The organism is Meridianimaribacter flavus (assembly GCF_004366715.1).
Taxonomy (GTDB): Bacteria; Bacteroidota; Bacteroidia; order Flavobacteriales; family Flavobacteriaceae; genus Gaetbulibacter_B; species Gaetbulibacter_B jejuensis.
Genome location: NZ_SOQZ01000002.1, coordinates 41,639 through 60,453 on the forward strand (window position 1 = coordinate 41,639; position 18,815 = coordinate 60,453).

Here is an 18,815-nt window from a genome sequence, read left to right on the forward strand (position 1 = left end):
ATGAGCGAGAAACTAAAAGTGCCTACAATGGCAGAGTATATGGCAGAAGGTAAACAACCAGAAATTTTATTTTGGGTTGGATCTGCTGGTAGTTATGACGATAGAGCAAAAAAAATATCAAGAGCTTTTGTTAAAGTACTTCACAAAGCCAATGTTGATTTTGCAGTATTAGGAACCGAAGAAAGCAATACTGGAGACGTAGCTAAACGCGCAGGAAATGAGTTCTTGTTTCAAATGCAGGCAATGACTAACATTGAAATACTTAATGCTTACGAAATAAAACGCATAGTAACTGCGTGTCCACATTCATATAACACCTTAAAAAACGAATATCCTCAATTAGGTGGTGTGTACGAAGTATTACACCACACTCAATTTATTGAAGAATTGATGAGTTCTGGTCGTTTAAAACTAAAAAGTGACTCTACTTTAAACGGAAAGCGTATTACGTTTCATGACCCTTGCTATTTAGGAAGAGCTAACGAGGTGTATGAAGCACCTAGAAACCTACTTAAAAGTTTAGGTGTTGATTTAGTAGAAATGAAACGCAACCGAAGTACTGCTTTATGTTGTGGTGCTGGAGGAGCTCAAATGTTTAAAGAACCTGAAAAAGGTGATAAGGACATTAACGTGCTACGTACTGAAGACGCACTTAAAACAAATCCGAGTATAATTGCTACAGGTTGTCCGTATTGTAATACAATGATGACTGATGGTGTTAAAGCTAAAGAACGTGAATCTGATATTAAAGTATTTGATATTGTTGAAATCATAGCAAATAGCGAGGAGCTTTAATAAATTAAAACAAAAAAATGCTAGTAGATTTTGATACATTACCAGACGAATCTAGAGTTTGGATATACCAAGCCAACCGTTCATTCAATGACGAAGAGCTTGCTCAATTAGAAGAACAATTAAGTCAGTTTATTCAAAACTGGACTGCTCACGGAAGCAATCTTCAATCAGGATACAAAATTGTTTATAAACGATTTATAGTAATCGCATTAAACCAAAACTTTAATCAAGCATCAGGATGTAGTATTGATGCTTCAGTGCATTTTATTCAGCAATTAGAAAAGCAGTACGATGTAGATTTAATGGATAAAATGAATGTGTCTTACAAACAAGGAGAGTTTATAGCATACAAGCCACTTATGGACTTTAAAAAGATGGCTAAAGACAAAGCTGTGTCTAAAAACACCATTGTATTTAATAATTTAGTGACTAACATTGCTGAGTTTAAAGACAGTTGGGAAGTACCTGCAAGCGAGAGTTGGCATAGTCGATTTTTAAATTGAAAAATTAACCTTGTTTTTACACGCCAAAACTTTTATAATTCAAATAGTTTAGTCATTTTTACTTCTCTTTTTAACGAGATACATAGTTCAAATGGCAAACGACATCTTTTTACTTAACATTTCAGGACAAGATAAACCAGGTTTAACTTCAGCTTTAACAGGTGTTTTAGCACAATATGGAGCAAAAGTTTTAGATATTGGTCAAGCTAATATTCATGATACTTTATCCTTAGGTATTTTGTTTGAAATAGGTACAGGTAAAAAATCGGCTGCAGTTTTAAAAGACTTACTTTTTAAAGCTTATGAACTTAATATCACTGCTAAGTTTACACCTATTTCTTTAGAAGATTATGAAAGCTGGGTGAACCTTCAAGGTAAAGACCGTTACATTGTGACTATTCTTGGTGAACGATTAGCAGCAGAACAAATCTCAGAAGTCACCAAAATCATTTCTGATAAAAATTTAAACATTGACTCTATAAAACGTTTAACAGGGAGAACCTCTTTAGTTAAAGAAGAAGAATATCCAAGAGCATCAATTCAGTTATCAATACGAGGAAAAATTGATGATAAGCAAGAGCTAACAGCTAGATTTGTTCAGATTTCAAAAGATTTGGATGTAGATATCGCTTTTCAGGAAGACAATATATTTAGACGCAACAGACGCTTGGTGTGCTTTGATATGGACTCTACCTTAATTCAAACTGAAGTTATTGATGAATTAGCAGAACTTGCTGGTGTAGGAGAAGAAGTAAAAGCTATCACAGAATCTGCTATGCAAGGTGAAATTGATTTTAATGAAAGCTTTAAAAGACGTATGAAGCTATTAAAGGGACTTCGTGAAGAAGTGCTACAAGACGTTGCTGAAAGATTACCGATTACAAAAGGCGCAAGACGATTAATTGATACACTACACAACTACGGATTTAAAACAGCAATCCTTTCAGGTGGATTTACATATTTTGGAGATTACCTTCAAAAAAAGCTAGACATAGACTACGTGTTTGCAAACCAATTGGAAATTAAAGATGGTGTCTTAACAGGTGGTTATCTTGGAGAAATAGTTGATGGCAATAAAAAAGCTGAATACTTACAGTTATTGGCTAAAAAAGAAGGAATAGATATTAGTCAAACCATTGCTGTTGGTGATGGAGCCAATGATTTACCAATGCTAAATCTTGCTGGTTTAGGAATAGCGTTTCACGCTAAACCTAAAGTAAAAAATAATGCACAAAGTTCAATTTCTAGTATTGGTTTGGATGGTGTATTGTACTTATTGGGTTATCACGACAGACATATTGACTTGTTGGATTAGAAGAATAATAAAAGTAAAATGAAAAAAACAGTATTTGAAATTACCAAAATGGATTGTCCATCAGAGGAAAATCTCATTAGAATGAAATTAGATGGTATTTCAAGTATTGCAAATTTAGACTTTGATATTCCGAATAGAAGGCTTTCTGTATTTCATACAGAAGAAATTAATCTAATCGAAAAATCTATTGCTGAGCTTAATTTAGGAGCAAAGAAAATTTCAACAATTACTACTAGTCAAACCACATTCAAGGAAAACAAAAACCAAAGAAAAGTACTTTGGTCAGTACTAGTAATCAATTTTGTCTTTTTTGTTGTAGAAATGACTACAGGCTTGATTTCGAAATCTATGGGACTAGTAGCTGATAGCTTAGATATGCTTGCAGATAGTTTTGTGTATGGTATAAGCTTATTTGCAGTTGGAGGCTCAATGACAAAGAAAAAGAGTATAGCTAAACTTTCTGGTTATTTTCAAATTACACTTGCAATAATTGGTTTTGTAGAGGTTTTAAGACGTTTTTTTGGAGCAGAAAATCTTCCTAATTTCACAACAATGATTTATGTGTCAATTCTTGCATTGATAGCCAATGGTATTTGCCTATATATTTTACAAAGGTCCAAGAGCAAAGAAGAGGCACATATGAAAGCAAGTATGATTTTCACTTCAAATGATATAATAATTAATTTAGGTGTTATTGTAGCTGGAATTCTAGTTAATTGGTTGAATTCTGGTAAACCAGATTTAATTATCGGTTCGGTTGTTTTTATATTAGTAGTTCAAGGTGCTTTTAGAATTTTAAAATTAAGCAAGTAGATAATATATTGTTAATTATCTTCTTTATAAATCTATCTTAAAGTCCTTCAAACTTCTTTGTAAAAATGGTATTTTGGCATAGTTTTTAATTCATTATACCAAAAACTTTAATGTATGAGATGCATTTTCTCCCTTATATCTATCATATACCTCTCTTTTACTACTATAAGTTGTGCTCAAGAAGAGAAACAACAAGCATTACCACAGCAAGATTTAACAAATCCATTGCTTCATAAAGATGTTGAAGCACAACAAAAATGGGTTGATAGCATTTACAATGCTATGTCTTTGGAAGAAAAGTTAGGGCAATTGTTTATGGTTCAAGTGTTTTCTAATCAAGATAAAGCGACAAAAACCAAAATAGTTAAACTTATTAAAGACCAACACATAGGTGGATTAATTTATTCAAAAGGAGGACCAGTACGTCAAGCTAGACTTAATAACGAATTGCAGGCTGCTGCTAAAGTTCCGTTGTTAATTGGTATGGATGCAGAATGGGGTTTAAGCATGCGTTTAGATTCTACTTATGCATTTCCTTGGAATATGACACTAGGAGCTATTAGAGATAATGCATTAGTTGAAAAAACAGGTTATCAAATAGGAGAGCATAACAAACGTCTTGGAGTGCATTTTAATTTTGCGCCAGTAGTAGATATTAATACAAATCCTAAAAACCCAATTATCGGTAATCGTTCGTTTGGTGAGGATAGAGATAACGTTACCGAAAAAGCTTTAGCATTTATGAAAGGAATGCAAAGTGCTGGCGTATTGGCAAACGCTAAACATTTTCCAGGTCATGGTGATACCGAAAGCGATTCGCATAAAACATTACCTACGATTACATTTGATGAAAAACGAATTGATTCTATAGAGCTATATCCTTACAAAAAACTAATAAAAGAAGGCTTAAGCAGTGTTATGGTTGCACATCTTAGCGTACCTAGTTTAGAACCAAGACCAGGTTATCCTTCGTCATTATCTAAACACATTGTTACTGATATTTTAAAAGACTCACTTCAGTTTAAAGGATTAATTTTTACTGATGCGCTTGAAATGAAAGGTGTTGCTGATTATGTTGAAAAAGGTATAGATGGCAACAGTACTACAAAAATGCCTCAAGGAGGTGAAAATGATTTAAAAGCCTTTTTAGCAGGTAATGATGTGATGTTAATGTCTGAAAACCCTGAACAAGCCATAAAACTATTTGCTACTGCTTATACTGATAGTATTATTACTGAAGAACGATTATCGCATTCGGTGAAAAAAATATTGATGGCAAAATATAAAGTTGGTTTAAATAAGTATTCACCTATAGGAATCCACAATTTGGTTGAAGACTTAAATAGACTTAAAGATGATTTGCTGTACGAAAACCTTATGGAGAATGCGATAACGGTTGTGCGCAATAAAGAAGATATCTTACCATTACGAAAGCTTGATGAAAAGAAAATTGCTTATGTAAGCTTTGGAGATGATGATGGTACTCCGTTTTATGAGGAATTAAAAAAATACACTAAAGTACACCATGTTAAAGCCGAAAAGCTTGATGAATTACTTACTAAACTTCAAAATTATAATACAGTAATTGTTGGGTTACATAAGTCTAATGCTTCGCCTTGGAAAGACTATAAGTTTAAAGATCAAGAATTGGTTTGGTTGTACGAAATTGCAAGAACCAATAAAGTTATTTTAGACGTATTTGCACGTCCTTATGCGTTAATCGATTTGCATACTGTTGAAAACATAGAAGGTATTGTGGTTAGTTACCAAAACAGTACTATAGCTCAGCAAAAATCTGCTCAAGTAGTATTTGGAGCTGTTGCTGCAAAAGGCGCATTACCTGTGTCTACAGGCATTCATTTTAAAGTAGGCGACGGAATTACTTATAACAGTATAAAATCCTTGAGTTATGGCTTGCCAGAGCAAGTTGGTATGAGTTCTGAAAAGTTATCAAAACTAGATTCAGTGGCTAATTATGCTATTAGCAATCAAATGACTCCTGGTATACAGCTATTAGTTGCCAGAAAAGGGAAAGTGGTTTACAACAAAAACTTTGGAAAACATAGATACGAAGGAGATGACAAAGTAAAATTTGAAGATTTGTATGATGTAGCTTCTTTAACCAAAATTTTGGCAACACTACCATTGCTTATGGAGTTAGAAGAAAAAGGAGCAGTATCGTTAGACACTAAACTATCTAAAATTTTACCTGAGTATAAAAGTTCGAATAAATCTGACATTACCATAAAAGAAATGCTATCGCATTATGCAAGATTAAAACCTTGGATTCCATTTTATGCAGCCACATTAGATAGCGTCACAAAAAAACCAGATGCTAAATACTACCGAAGAAAATACAGCCCTAACTTTAGTATTAAAGTAGCAGAAGAAGTTTATCTACGTCACGATTATCCTGATTCTATACAAAAAATCATAAAGGATAGCGATTTACTATCAAGACAAAGGTATAGGTATAGCGATTTACCATATTATATTTTAAAGAAATATATTGAGAGCTATTACGACAAACCTCTTGATGAACTAGTTCAAGAACACTTTTACCAATCATTGGGAGCAAATTATACTACATACAATCCGTCACAACTTTTTAGTAACTCACAGATAGTTCCTACTGAAATTGACGACTATTACAGATATCAAGAAGTACATGGTTATGTACATGACATGGGAGCAGCAATGCAAAATGGAGTAGGTGGTCATGCAGGAATTTTTAGCAATGCTAATGATGTTGCCAAAATCATGCAAATGTTTTTGCAAAAAGGCTTTTATGGAGGTAAGCGATACTTTAAAACAGAAACTTTAGATAAGTTCAATAAATGTTACTATTGTCATAGAGATAACAGGAGAGGAGTTGGTTTTGATAAACCACAATTAGGTGAAGAAGGTCCAACCTGTGGTTGTTTATCCTTACAAAGTTTTGGGCATTCAGGGTTTACAGGAACCTATGCTTGGGCAGATCCTGAAGAAGAAATAGTTTATATCTTTTTAGCAAATAGAACCTATCCTAGAGCTGGAAAAAACTTGCTTTTAAGAGAAAATATTAGAACCGAAATACAACGTTTAATTTACGAAGCGATTATAGAATAAAAATGAAAATAGGAATTGTTTGTTATCCTACATTTGGAGGAAGTGGAGTTGTTGCTACCGAACTTGGTTTAGAACTTTCTAAACGTGGTCACGAAATACATTTTATCACTTACAGTCAACCTGTACGATTAGAATTATTAAGTACAAAAGTACACTTTCATGAAGTAAATGTACCTGAATATCCATTGTTTCATTATCAACCTTATGAGTTAGCATTATCTAGCAAGTTGGTAGATATGGTAAAACTTCATGGTATTGAAATACTACACGTGCATTATGCGATTCCTCATGCTTATGCAGCATATATGGCTAAAAAGATGTTGCAAGAAGAAGGTATTTATGTTCCTATTGTAACAACGCTTCACGGAACAGATATTACGCTTGTTGGTAACCATCCATTTTATAAGCCTGCAGTAACATTTAGTATCAACAAATCTGATGCTGTAACGTCAGTTTCTGAAAGTTTAAAAGAGGACACTTTAAGATTATTTGATATAAAAAATGATATAGAAGTTATTCCAAACTTTATTGATATTGGTAAATACAAGCATACGTTTACCGATTGTCAACGAGGTATGATGGCTAATGAAGACGAAAAAATAATTACCCACATTAGTAACTTTAGACCTGTAAAACAAATTACTGATGTTGTAAAGGTGTTTTATAATATTCAAAAGGAAATTCCTGCTAAACTAATGATGGTAGGAGAAGGTCCTGAGCGTAAACCTGCTGAACAATTATGCGAACAGTTAGGAATAAGCGATAAGGTTATTTTCTTTGGTAATAGTAATGAAGTTGATAGAATTTTGTGTTTTAGTGATTTGTTCTTGTTGCCTTCAATAACTGAAAGTTTTGGATTAGCGGCTCTTGAAGCTATGGTGTCTGGAGTTCCTGTTATTTCTAGTAATACAGGTGGAATTCCAGAGGTAAATATTGAAGGAGTTACAGGGTTTTTAAGTAATGTAAATGATGTGGAAAGTATGAGTAAAAATGCAGTTCATATTTTAAGTGATGAAGAACGCTTAGCAACATTTAAGCAAAACGCTAGGGAAGAAGCAGCTAAGTTTGATATTCATAAAATAGTTCCGCAATACGAAGCAATATATAAAGATACCTTGCAAAAATGTATGGTACTGTAAAAAAAGAAAAACCACCTTTTGCAAGGTGGTTTTTTTATAAAAGTAGTTTCTTAATTATTAGAATTGATATCTAATACCTAAGGCTATATCAAAATCAACATCGTCTCTATAGTCTCCAAAGCCTAACTCTGGTCTAAAGTCAAGTGACAATAGTAAAGGAATATCAAAATTATATTCAATACCTATATCACCAGCAGCAAAGATGAATGTTTCATCATCAAAATCATTGTTATCGAAGCTGTATGAACCAACTCCACCACCAGCACCAGCATACCAGTTAAAGCCACCATCTATATTCCAAACCCATTGGTATAAACCAGCAAGTTTAAAACCGTCGTATCCATTTCCACTTCGCCAACCTAAATCAAACTCTAATCGGTTATTATCACCTAATCCTCTTTGGTAAGAAACTTCTGCTCCAAATCCGTCACTATCACCTAGTCTAAGACCTATAGCGTTTGGAGAAATATCTTGCGCATTCGATAATGTAGTAAAGCCAATAAATGCAATGGCTAATAAAAATAATTTTTTCATAAATTTTAAAGTTTTAAAGTTTTAACGCAGCTACTTAATGTTTATTTTAGTTGAATAATAAATATAAGCAAAAAGAGCATGCATAGTATATATACGATAAAAATAAATATTAAGATGTTAAGAATATGCTAAAGAGCCTAAAAGACCAACTAGAAGGTGAGTTGTTTTTTGACGATTTAACAACGTCTATTTATGCTACTGATGCTTCTGTTTATCGTATGAAACCTTCTGCTGTTGCATACCCAAAAACAGTACAAGACATTAAAACACTTATTGCTTATGCCAATACAAATAACACCTCATTAATACCTAGAACCGCAGGAACATCATTAGCAGGACAATGTGTTGGCAAAGGTATTGTTGTTGATGTATCCAAGTATTTTACAAAAATTATCTCTCTTGATAAAGAGAACAAAACAGTTACTGTTCAACCAGGAGTGGTTAGAGATGTGCTTAACAATTATCTAAAACCCTACGGACTCTTTTTTGGACCTAACACATCAACATCCAATCGTTGTATGATAGGAGGAATGGTTGGCAATAATTCATCAGGGACAACCTCTATTCAATATGGAGTTACAAGAGATAAAGTTGTAGAATTACATACTGTGTTAAGTGATGGAAGCGAAGTGGTTTTTGGAGATCTATCCAAAAATGAGTTTAACACTAAAATGGCATTAAATACTTTAGAAGGTCATATTTACAAAAGTATGTTCTCTGAATTAGAACCTGAAACTGTTAGAGCCAATATAAAAGCTAATTTTCCAAAACCAGAAATTCATCGTCGCAATACTGGTTATGCCATTGACGAACTTATAAATACCGAACTCTTTGAAGGCGAACACCCTTTTAATATGTGTAAGCTGCTTTCGGGTAGTGAAGGTACTTTGGCATTCACAACGCAAATCACTTTAAAACTTGACGAGCTACCACCAACCAAAAGTATAATGGTAGCTGCACATTTTAGTACTATAAACAGTTGTCTTGATGCAGTTGCAGCTACTATGAACCACAACTTGTATACTTGTGAAATGCTAGATAAAACCATATTGGATTTAACAAAGCATAACAAAGTTCAGCAAGCTAACAGGCAGTTTATTAAAGGAGATCCTGAGGCTATATTAATGTGCGAAATTAGAGCAAATACCATTGATGAAGCTAAAAAACAAGTAGAAGCTCTAATAAAAACTATAGAATTAACAGGCTTAAGTTATGCTAATGTTATTCTAATGGATGACGCTATTGATAAAGCCAACGAACTTAGAAAAGCAGGTTTAGGTTTGTTGGGTAATATGATTGGTGATAAAAAGTCAGCTGCATGTATTGAAGATACTGCTGTTGCGCTTCCCGATTTAGCAAATTACATTAGTGAGTTTACACAAATAATGAATAGCTATAAACAAAAAGCTATTTATTATGCACATGCTGGAGCAGGAGAATTGCATTTGAGACCAGTTTTAAATCTTAAAAAGTCTGAAGATGTTATTTTATTTAGAAAAATAACCACTGATGTAGCAAAATTAGTGAAGAAATATAAAGGCTCTATGAGTGGAGAGCATGGAGATGGTATTGTAAGAGCTGAATTTATCCCGATGATGATTGGCGAGGACAACTACCAGTTATTAAAACGTATCAAATCTGCTTTTGATCCAAATAATATCTTCAATCCTGGAAAAATTGTAGATGCATATCCAATGGACGAATCTCTGCGTTATGTTACTGACAGAAAAGAGCCAATAGTTGAAACACTTATGGATTTTTCAGCATCAGAAGGCATTTTACGTGAAGCTGAAAAGTGCAATGGTTCTGGTGATTGTAGAAAATTACCTGAATTTGGAGGAACAATGTGTCCAAGTTATCGTGCTACTAAAAACGAAAAAGACACCACAAGAGCTAGAGCTAATGCATTGCGTGAGTTTTTAACACAATCGGATAAAGTAAATAAGTTTAATCATCATGAATTGAAAGAAGTTTTCGATTTGTGCTTGAGCTGTAAAGCCTGTGCTAGTGAATGCCCAAGCAGTGTGGATGTTGCTACTCTAAAGGCTGAGTTTCAGTATCAATATCAAAAGGCAAACGGATTTAAATCTAAAGACCGTTTTTTTGCACAATCCACTAAGTACAATAAACTAGCTGCTCAATTTCCAAAGTTATCCAATGCATTATTTCAGCAGAAATTCACATCAAGTATAATTAAAAAGAGAATTGGTGTTCATGCAGATAGAAGTTTGCCAAAAGTTACCAAGCCGTTTTCTAAGCTACAACAATATCAAACTAATACTATTGTTAAACCTATAAAAACGGTTTATCTCTTCGTAGATGAATTTATTAATTACTTAGAGTCTCATATCGCTCTTGATGCAAAAATCCTTTTAGAAGCCTTGAATTATAAAGTCGTTATAATCGACACTATAGAAAGTGGGCGAAGCTATATTTCAAAAGGGTTTTTAGTGGAGGCTAAAATATTGACTAATAGAAATATAAAATACTTTAATTCATTAATTACTGAAAGCACACCGTTAGTAGGTATTGAACCTTCAGCTATATTAACTTTTAAAGATGAATATATAAAATTAGCAGACGATAAAACATCTTCTGAAGCAATTGCAAAACACACCTTCTTAGTAGAAGAGTTTATCCAACAAGAAATCGAATTGGGTAACATAAAACCAGAGCAATTTACTTTAGAAGCAAAAACCATAAAGTTTCATGGACATTGTCATCAAAAGGCATTGGTAAATCAACTTTCTAGTTTTACAGTTTTAAATCTTCCTAAAAACTATAAAGTCACTATTATTCCTAGTGGTTGTTGTGGAATGGCAGGAAGTTTTGGTTATGAAAAAGAGCATTATAAAGTGAGTATGCAAGTTGGCAATCAAACCTTGTTTCCTGCTGTAAAAAAAGCCTCTAAAGATGTGATTATTTCAGCTAATGGAACTAGTTGTAGACATCAAATAAAAGATGGAACTTCTCGAGAAGCATTGCATCCAATCACTATATTAAAAGAAGCTTTATTAAAATAAAAACTACTTTTTGCTGTGTTGGTCAACGATAGTTATAGCAGCTATTAAGTCTTTTACTTCCATATCTTTAATGTCTTCATCAGCAAAGAATGGAGAGAGTTTGTCTTTACTGTAATTGTATATTTTCCAACGTTTAAATTGGTACTCTAAAGCGGTAAAATTTTCAACCCAATCACCAGAATTCAAATAGGTAGTTTTACCGTGTTTATTTTCTTTAATAATCATTTTAGGTTGATGAATATGACCACAAATAACATAGTCATAACCGTTTTCAATAGCTAAATCTGAAGCTACTTCTTCAAAATCATTAATGTATTTTACAGCACGTTTAACGCTGTTTTTAATCTTTTTGGATAGTGAGTATTTTTCTTTACCCATTCGTTCTAAACACCAGTTAGTAAAGCGGTTGAGAAGAATTAATAAATCGTAACCATAACCACCTAATTTCGCTAACCATTTTGCGTTTTGAATAGACACATCAAATACGTCACCATGGAAAATCCAAGCTTTTTTTCCGTCAAGCTCTAATACAATTTTATCAACTATAGAAATTTTTCCAATTTTGGTATCGCTAAATTTACGTAGCATTTCATCATGGTTCCCTGTAATGTAAATAACTTCTACACCATCTGAAGCCATGTCAATTATTTTCTTGATCACTCTTAAATGCGACTTAGGAAAATAACGTTTGCTAAACTGCCATATATCGATAATATCGCCATTTAGCACTAACTTTTTAGGCTGAATGCTGTTAAGGTAGGTAAGTAATTGTTTAGCGTGACAGCCATAAGTTCCTAGATGTACATCAGAAATTACAGCTACTTCTACTTTTCGTTTAATCTTCAAGGCAAATACTAGGTTTTAAATGCAAATAACACATTTATATATTACTTAATGTTTAAGAGCCAATTAATTAACCGTGAGTTTATGGTTAAGAGAATGTTATTAAATTTCCTTAGCTAAAGGCAGTCTTTATGAAATTCAATTTTTGTTTCTGTAATATTACATTTACATTAGCGTAAAATAAATGTATATGGCAGGAAATTCCTTCGGAAAATTATTTAAGCTTACCACATTTGGTGAGTCTCATGGAGTAGCAATAGGTGGTATTATTGATGGTTGTCCAGCAGGTTTAACTTTAGATTTTGATGCAATTCAAAATGAATTAAACCGAAGAAAACCAGGACAATCAGACATTGTTACCCAACGTAAAGAACCTGATACTGTAGAGTTCTTGTCAGGTATTTTTGAAGGTAAAACTACAGGAACTCCTATTGGTTTTACAATTCACAACACCAATCAAAAATCAAAAGACTATTCGCATATAAAAGATACTTACAGACCAAGTCATGCCGATTATACTTACGACCAAAAATATGGCACAAGAGATTATCGTGGTGGAGGACGTAGTTCTGCTAGAGAAACTGCAAGTAGAGTAGTAGCAGGAGCTATTGCAAAGCAAATTTTAAAAGACATAAAAATAAATGCTTACACATCTTCAGTTGGTGATATTTATTTAGAAAAACCTTATCAGGACTTAGATTTTAGTAAAACCGAAAGCAATACAGTACGTTGTCCAGACAATGCTGTTGCAGAACAAATGATTACTAAAATAAAAGCCATAAGAAAAGAAGGTGACACCATTGGTGGCACTGTAACTTGTGTGCTTCAAAATGTTCCTGTTGGCTTGGGAGAGCCTGTGTTTGATAAGCTTCACGCTGAATTAGGTAAAGCCATGTTATCCATAAACGCAGTAAAAGGATTTGAATACGGAAGTGGATTTTGTGGTACAAAAATGAAAGGTAGTGAGCATAATGATTTATTTAATGCTGATGGAAGCACAAAAAGTAACTTATCTGGAGGTATTCAAGGTGGAATTAGCAATGGAATGGACATCTATTTTAGAGTTGCTTTTAAGCCAGTTGCTACTATAATGCAAAATCAAGACACCATAAATAGTGAAGGAGAAATGGTAGAAATGCACGGAAAAGGAAGACATGATCCTTGTGTAGTTCCTAGAGCAATTCCAATTGTTGAAGCCATGGCTGCATTGGTATTAGCAGATTACGCACTTCTGAGAAGACAAGAGTCTCGCGATTGGTAAGAGTTAAGTTTAATTTAAATGAATTTCTGCTTTTGTAGAAAGTTTTAGTATGAAAAAAATAGCATTACACTGGAAGATTATAATAGGAATGATTTTAGGTGTCATTCTCGGATTTATTATGAATTCCATTTCAGGAGGAAAAGATTTTGTAACCGATTGGATTGCGCCTTTTGGAACTATTTTTATCAACTTATTAAAACTTATAGCTGTTCCATTAATACTTGCATCATTAATTAAAGGTGTATCAGATTTAAAAGATATCTCTAAGATTAAATCTATGGGATTACGCACAATTGCTATTTATCTGTGTACAACCATAGTAGCCATTGTTATTGGTTTGTCTATTGTAAATGTGGTAAAACCAGGAGTAGGAATGTCTGCCGATACACTCGAAAAAATTAAACTCAAATACGAAAATGACGCAGGTGTCACTGATAAACTAACAAAAGCTTCAGCACAGCAAGATGCTGGCCCTTTACAAGCGCTTGTAGATATATTTCCGAGTAATATTTTTACAGCTTTAGGTGAAGCTAAAATGCTTCAGGTAATTTTCTTTGCATTGTTTGTAGGTATTTGTTTGCTACTTATACCTGAAAAGAAAGCCAAACCTTTGGTTCGGTTTTTTGACTCACTCAACGAAGTAGTCATGAAAATGGTAGATTTAATTATGCTTTTTGCTCCTTATGCTGTTTTAGCTTTAATGGCAAATGTAATTGTTGCATTTGATGATACCGAAATTTTGCTTAAACTTCTCAACTATGCATTATGTGTAATTGTTGGGTTATTTATCATGATTGTATTCTATTTGATATTAGTAAAACTTTACACTAAAAAATCACCTATCTGGTTTTTAAACAAGATGTCACCAGCACAACTTTTAGCTTTTTCAACAAGTAGTAGTGCTGCAACGCTTCCTGTTACTATGGAACGTGTTGAAGAGCATATTGGAGTAGATAAAGAAGTATCAGGTTTTGTATTGCCTGTTGGTGCAACTGTAAACATGGATGGAACTAGTTTGTATCAAGGTATTGCTGCAGTTTTTATCATGCAAGTTGTATGGCCTGAAGGATTAACTATAACCAATCAATTAGTAATCATCGCTACTGCAATACTTGCATCTGTAGGTAGTGCAGCTGTACCAAGTGCAGGTATGGTAATGTTAGTAATTGTATTGGAATCTGTTGGTTTCCCTGCAGAATTATTACCTATTGGTTTAGCGCTTATTTTTGCTGTTGATAGACCTTTAGATATGTGTAGAACAGTTGTAAACGTAACAGGAGACGCTACTGTTTCAATGATGGTTGCTAAGTCATTAGGTAAATTACACAAGCCTAAGCCTAAAAATTGGGACGACCATTACGAACATGTTAAATAAAATAGCTACTTTTAAAATAGTCTAACTTACCAAAATCAAAACTATGAATGTTTGCTTTTTAATGTATCCATGGGAAAATATTGATCCAGAAAACGATACAAGCTTAGCTTTAATAAAAGAATGTGCAAAACGTGGTCATGGTGTTGCCTTGTGTTCGCCTGCAAATTTAACTATTAGAAATAGTGTTACTAATGCTTTTTGTACAGTTGTAGGTAGAATGGATAAAGTGCCCTCATCATTAAAAGCATTTTATAAAAAAGCCGAATTACGAGAAGAAATGTTGCCACTTGCAGGTTTTGATGCTATCTTTTTTAGAGCGAATCCGCCTTTGGATCCTATAATGCTTAACTTCTTGGATTCAGTTAAAGATGATGTGTTTATCATTAACTCTTTAGAAGGTATGCGCGAAGCAAATAACAAGTTATACACCGCAGCATTTGGTGATGCGCATAGCAACATTATTCCTAATACACACGTATCAAAAAACAAAAGGTATTTAATTAAGCAAATCAAGGAATCAAAAGCCGATAAAATGATATTAAAACCACTAAATGGATTTGGTGGTTCTGGTGTTATTCTTATTGAAAGATCAGCGATGAGCAATATCAATTCATTGTTAGATTTCTATATTTCAAATTCTGATGGAACTTCAAACTATGTTATTCTTCAAGATTATATAGAAGGTGCAGATCAAGGAGATGTTAGAATTTTAATGCTCAATGGAGAACCTGTTGGAGCCATGAAACGCGTTCCTGGAACCGACGATCATCGCTCTAATGTGTCTGCTGGTGGAAGCGTTCAAAAACACACACTTACTAAAGCTGAAAAAGCCTTATGCAAACAAATTGGACCAAAACTAGTTAAAGACGGTTTATACTTTGTTGGTATTGATGTTATTGGAGGAAAATTAGTTGAAGTAAATGTGATGTCTCCTGGAGGCATAACTTACATTAATAAAGTATATAAAAACAAAACCAAAGTTGAAGAAAAGGTTATTGATTTCCTTGAGAGTAAAGTACTTGATAATCTGGAAGCATTTAACCGTCGTTCGCGATTAAGAAAAACTGTAGAAGACGCTTAGTATATGCTACATGTTCCAAAGCCTTTAGTGTCTGTTCATTGGCTAAACCAACATTTAGCGTATGAAAATCTTATTGTTTTGGATGCTACTATTGGAAAAGTTACTGAAGCAAATTCTGATAGTAATTCTTCAAAACAGATAGCCACTGCACGTTTTTTTGACATCAAACAAAAATTTAGCGACACAAATGCGTCGTTTCCTAATACATTTCCTTCTGTAGAGCAATTTACAACGCAAACACAAGCATTAGGAATACATAATGATAGTTGTATTGTAGTGTATGACGACAAAGGTATTTACTCAAGCGCTCGTGTTTGGTGGATGTTTAAAACTTTTGGTTTTAATAATATTGCGGTTTTAGATGGTGGACTACCAGAATGGATTAAACATAATTATCCACTAGAAACAAAAGCTGATTATTCAGGCAAACCTGGAAGTTTTACAGCAAGTTACAATACAGGATTTATAAAGTTTTTTGACGATGTAGTTAACGAAGTTGGTGAAGACAACCATATTATCGTTGATGCACGCTCACAAGCTAGATTTAGTGGTGAAGAACCTGAACCTAGAGCTGGTTTAAGAAGTGGCAATATTCCTGGTTCTTTTAATATACCTTATACGTCTTTACTCGAAAACGGTTGTTTTAAAGATATTGAACAATTACAGGCTATTTTCAAGGCTGTTTTAAGCGAACATAAGCAAACTACTTTTACTTGTGGTTCTGGTATTACAGCTTGTGTTTTGGCTCTTGGAGCAGAATTATCAGGATATAAAAACCTATCAATTTATGATGGTTCTTGGACTGAATGGGGAAGTTTAACCGAAGACGAATAATATGGAACGTTTATCTGTAGAAAAAATCATTGAAAATATCAATCATGAAAAGTGTTTTCATGCTGTAGCTGAAGATTATTCTTTCACCATAAAAATTGATGAATATGTGCATTACGCTTGTGGAGCTGTACACGATGGACATCAGTTTAGAAAAGAACTTTGGGACAATTGTTTACATACCGAATATGAACGATGGTATGAAGAAGATCCTGAAACTAAAAACATGATAGCTTCACATCCAATTGTTATTGCTGGTTGCGACTCTAGATTTGAATATGATTTGAATAGAACTCCAGAAGACGCTGTTTTTGAAACTGCTTGGGGAAAACAACTTTGGAAAACACCACTTCCTGAAGCTATGAAAACCAAAAGCCTGAAAAAGCATGCTGCTTTTTACAAAGTAGTACAAGCGCTTATCAATAAGCTCGAAGAAATGTTTGGTGTTTGTGTTGTATATGACATGCACAGTTACAACTGGCAACGTTGGGATAGGGAAGTGCCTACTTGGAATTTAGGAACTAGTAATGTGGATAATAATCGTTTTGGACCATCTATTGAAGCCTGGAGACAAAGTCTTTCAGAAATTAAATTTCCTAAGAATATCTCATCTACATCTAAAATCAACGACACGTTTCAAGGCAATGGATATTTCTTAAAATATATTACCAATAACTTTAAAAATACCTTAGTTTTGGCAACCGAAATAGCTAAGGTGTATTGTGATGAGTATGACCAAATTATTTATCCTGAAGTTGTTTCGACAGTAGCACAAGAGCTTAAAACCAGATTACCAAAACATGCTGCTGAGTTTTATAATACTTATTCTAAATGATGCTTGACGATACCTTAATTGAAGAATACCAAAGCCTTTTTGATATTGATGCAAATCTAAACCGCTTGGTTAAAAAAATAGAGTTGCTCAATTATATTAATCCGTTGAATATTGAAAGTGAAAAAAAACAGTTTTTTGCTTCTAAATACAAGTATGAACCTAACTTTAAGTACCCAAAATTAAAGTTTAACGGTTACAAGCTACATCGTTTATTTTATTCTCAGCGTTTAGAGCGTATTGAAGATGATGATATTCGTCAATTATACGAAGATATAATTTATGAATATTCTGGTTTGATTGAATGTATTGAAACCATTAACCAAGGTAGAAAATTCTATTTCAATAGCTTAAAAAGTTTTGGAACACCAACTGAAAAGGATATTGACAACGCTAAATTTATTCTGCGTTTTGATGATACCGACTTTGAAGAAGATATGCTTCCTATGTACGATGCTAATGAAGCAAAAGCGTATTTTGAAGACTTTGCAAAGCGTTATGATTTTAAATACAACTTAAAGCTGTCAACTAACATTTCAGCAGCAGCAATGGTGATTAACAATACACAAACGTTAGTGTTGCGTAAAAACCATAAGTTCAGCAAAAATCAATTAAAAGTATTGGCAAACCACGAAATTGGAGTACACATGGTAACCACTTTTAATGGGTTAAACCAACCTTTAAAAGTGTTTTCTAACGGATTGCCAAACAATGTTGAAACCCAAGAAGGTTTAGCAGTGTTTTCTGAATACAAGTCAGGATGTTTAACCTTAACACGACTAAAGGAACTAGCATATAGGATTATTGCTGTAGATAGCTTAATAAAAGGCTATTCGTTTGCTGATACGTTCGATTTACTTTATAGTCAATATAAACTCAACAAAAACAAAGCCTTTTCAATAACCTTGCGAGTGCATAGAGGAGGAGGTTTTACCAAAGACCATTTATATTTAACAGGTTTAGAAAAAGTATATAAATATGCTAAAGCTGGTAAGGATTTGGATGTGTTATTAACAGGAAAAGTGTCTTTAGAATATATTGATACCATAAAAAAACTTCAAGAATTAGGTTTAGCTAATACCTCAAAACACTTTACTGATGCTTATCTTAACGATGATGTCGCTAATAAAAATCTAGATTTTATTTTAAAAAGTTTGAAGTAGACCAATTGTTTTAAGAAAAGATTTAAAAAATCTTAACTAGCGTGAATAGTGAATAAGAAATTTTCGTCAGTTAGAGTGAATTTCACGATTAAATTGAGTGGGATTTGTATCGAAAACAAGAAAACTTCCATCATAAAAGCACTTCTCGATACAAAATTCTTTCAGAATTTTACTCGAAGTGACATTACATATGAACCTA

General features: G+C 33.3%; 15 protein-coding genes. 13 read left to right on the forward strand and 2 right to left on the reverse strand.

Annotated elements, in window-relative coordinates:
* From A8975_RS04990 to bshA, 6 genes are all read left to right on the forward strand, one after another.
* Nucleotides 1-795: a (Fe-S)-binding protein gene (locus A8975_RS04990; protein ID WP_134198901.1), complete on the forward strand. Its 795-nt coding sequence runs from the start codon at nucleotides 1-3 to the stop codon at nucleotides 793-795.
* Nucleotides 796-812: 17 nt separating this feature from the next.
* Nucleotides 813-1,298: an ABC transporter ATPase gene (locus tag A8975_RS04995; protein ID WP_134198902.1), complete on the forward strand. Its 486-nt coding sequence runs from the start codon at nucleotides 813-815 to the stop codon at nucleotides 1,296-1,298.
* Between the two features lie 91 nt (nucleotides 1,299-1,389).
* Nucleotides 1,390-2,613, forward strand: coding sequence for a phosphoserine phosphatase SerB (gene serB / locus A8975_RS05000; protein WP_134198903.1), 1,224 nt, complete (start codon nucleotides 1,390-1,392; stop codon nucleotides 2,611-2,613).
* Nucleotides 2,614-2,631: 18 nt separating this feature from the next.
* Nucleotides 2,632-3,426, forward strand: coding sequence for a cation transporter (locus tag A8975_RS05005; protein ID WP_134198904.1), 795 nt, complete (start codon nucleotides 2,632-2,634; stop codon nucleotides 3,424-3,426).
* Nucleotides 3,427-3,540: 114 nt separating this feature from the next.
* Nucleotides 3,541-6,534, forward strand: coding sequence for a glycoside hydrolase family 3 N-terminal domain-containing protein (locus A8975_RS05010; RefSeq protein WP_134198905.1), 2,994 nt, complete (start codon nucleotides 3,541-3,543; stop codon nucleotides 6,532-6,534).
* A 2-nt stretch (nucleotides 6,535-6,536) separates the two neighbouring features.
* Nucleotides 6,537-7,673 (forward strand): N-acetyl-alpha-D-glucosaminyl L-malate synthase BshA, encoded by a 1,137-nt coding sequence (bshA, locus tag A8975_RS05015; protein WP_134198906.1) that lies wholly within the window; start codon nucleotides 6,537-6,539, stop codon nucleotides 7,671-7,673.
* A gap of 57 nt (nucleotides 7,674-7,730) precedes the next feature.
* Here the strand turns inward: bshA and A8975_RS05020 are convergent, their stop codons facing one another.
* Nucleotides 7,731-8,207, reverse strand: a complete 477-nt coding sequence (locus A8975_RS05020; protein WP_134198907.1) for a hypothetical protein — start codon at nucleotides 8,205-8,207, stop codon at nucleotides 7,731-7,733.
* Nucleotides 8,208-8,332: 125 nt separating this feature from the next.
* Here A8975_RS05020 and A8975_RS05025 point away from each other — a divergent pair, with 125 nt between their 5' ends.
* Nucleotides 8,333-11,230, forward strand: a complete 2,898-nt coding sequence (locus A8975_RS05025; RefSeq protein ID WP_134198908.1) for an FAD-binding and (Fe-S)-binding domain-containing protein — start codon at nucleotides 8,333-8,335, stop codon at nucleotides 11,228-11,230.
* Between the two features lie 3 nt (nucleotides 11,231-11,233).
* On the opposite strand, the gene A8975_RS05030 is transcribed toward A8975_RS05025, so the two are convergent.
* Nucleotides 11,234-12,076, reverse strand: coding sequence for a UDP-2,3-diacylglucosamine diphosphatase (locus A8975_RS05030; protein WP_129760027.1), 843 nt, complete (start codon nucleotides 12,074-12,076; stop codon nucleotides 11,234-11,236).
* Between the two features lie 187 nt (nucleotides 12,077-12,263).
* On the opposite strand from A8975_RS05030, the gene aroC reads away from it, so the two are divergent.
* Genes aroC through A8975_RS05060 form a run of 6 tightly spaced genes read left to right on the forward strand, consistent with a single transcriptional unit; the run spans nucleotide 12,264 to nucleotide 18,616 of the window.
* Nucleotides 12,264-13,334 (forward strand): chorismate synthase, encoded by a 1,071-nt coding sequence (gene aroC / locus A8975_RS05035; RefSeq protein ID WP_134198909.1) that lies wholly within the window; start codon nucleotides 12,264-12,266, stop codon nucleotides 13,332-13,334.
* Nucleotides 13,335-13,383: 49 nt separating this feature from the next.
* Complete coding sequence (locus A8975_RS05040) at nucleotides 13,384-14,709, forward strand: dicarboxylate/amino acid:cation symporter (RefSeq protein ID WP_134198910.1); 1,326 nt, start codon at nucleotides 13,384-13,386, stop codon at nucleotides 14,707-14,709.
* A gap of 43 nt (nucleotides 14,710-14,752) precedes the next feature.
* Nucleotides 14,753-15,790, forward strand: coding sequence for a glutathione synthase (gshB, locus tag A8975_RS05045; RefSeq protein ID WP_129760030.1), 1,038 nt, complete (start codon nucleotides 14,753-14,755; stop codon nucleotides 15,788-15,790).
* A 3-nt stretch (nucleotides 15,791-15,793) separates the two neighbouring features.
* A complete protein-coding gene (locus A8975_RS05050) occupies nucleotides 15,794-16,624 on the forward strand; it encodes a sulfurtransferase (RefSeq protein ID WP_134198911.1) in 831 nt (276 codons plus the stop codon).
* Between the two features lies 1 nt (nucleotide 16,625).
* Complete coding sequence (locus A8975_RS05055; RefSeq protein ID WP_134198912.1) at nucleotides 16,626-17,456, forward strand: N-formylglutamate amidohydrolase; 831 nt, start codon at nucleotides 16,626-16,628, stop codon at nucleotides 17,454-17,456.
* Nucleotides 17,456-18,616, forward strand: a complete 1,161-nt coding sequence (locus A8975_RS05060; protein WP_131506641.1) for a flavohemoglobin expression-modulating QEGLA motif protein — start codon at nucleotides 17,456-17,458, stop codon at nucleotides 18,614-18,616. The genes A8975_RS05055 and A8975_RS05060 overlap by 1 nt, the downstream gene beginning before the upstream one ends.
* Nucleotides 18,617-18,815 lie beyond the last annotated feature (199 nt).

Coding starts and splice junctions, on each gene's coding strand:
- A8975_RS05050 (WP_134198911.1), top strand. CDS start 15,794: ATGCTACATGTTCCAAAGCCTTTAGTGTCTGTTCATTGGCTAAACCAA.
- bshA (WP_134198906.1), top strand. CDS start 6,537: ATGAAAATAGGAATTGTTTGTTATCCTACATTTGGAGGAAGTGGAGTT.
- A8975_RS04990 (WP_134198901.1), top strand. CDS start 1: ATGAGCGAGAAACTAAAAGTGCCTACAATGGCAGAGTATATGGCAGAA.
- A8975_RS05010 (WP_134198905.1), top strand. CDS start 3,541: ATGAGATGCATTTTCTCCCTTATATCTATCATATACCTCTCTTTTACT.
- A8975_RS05020 (WP_134198907.1), bottom strand. CDS start 8,207: ATGAAAAAATTATTTTTATTAGCCATTGCATTTATTGGCTTTACTACA.
- A8975_RS05060 (WP_131506641.1), top strand. CDS start 17,456: ATGCTTGACGATACCTTAATTGAAGAATACCAAAGCCTTTTTGATATT.
- A8975_RS05040 (WP_134198910.1), top strand. CDS start 13,384: ATGAAAAAAATAGCATTACACTGGAAGATTATAATAGGAATGATTTTA.
- aroC (WP_134198909.1), top strand. CDS start 12,264: ATGGCAGGAAATTCCTTCGGAAAATTATTTAAGCTTACCACATTTGGT.
- gshB (WP_129760030.1), top strand. CDS start 14,753: ATGAATGTTTGCTTTTTAATGTATCCATGGGAAAATATTGATCCAGAA.
- serB (WP_134198903.1), top strand. CDS start 1,390: ATGGCAAACGACATCTTTTTACTTAACATTTCAGGACAAGATAAACCA.
- A8975_RS05025 (WP_134198908.1), top strand. CDS start 8,333: ATGCTAAAGAGCCTAAAAGACCAACTAGAAGGTGAGTTGTTTTTTGAC.
- A8975_RS04995 (WP_134198902.1), top strand. CDS start 813: ATGCTAGTAGATTTTGATACATTACCAGACGAATCTAGAGTTTGGATA.
- A8975_RS05005 (WP_134198904.1), top strand. CDS start 2,632: ATGAAAAAAACAGTATTTGAAATTACCAAAATGGATTGTCCATCAGAG.
- A8975_RS05055 (WP_134198912.1), top strand. CDS start 16,626: ATGGAACGTTTATCTGTAGAAAAAATCATTGAAAATATCAATCATGAA.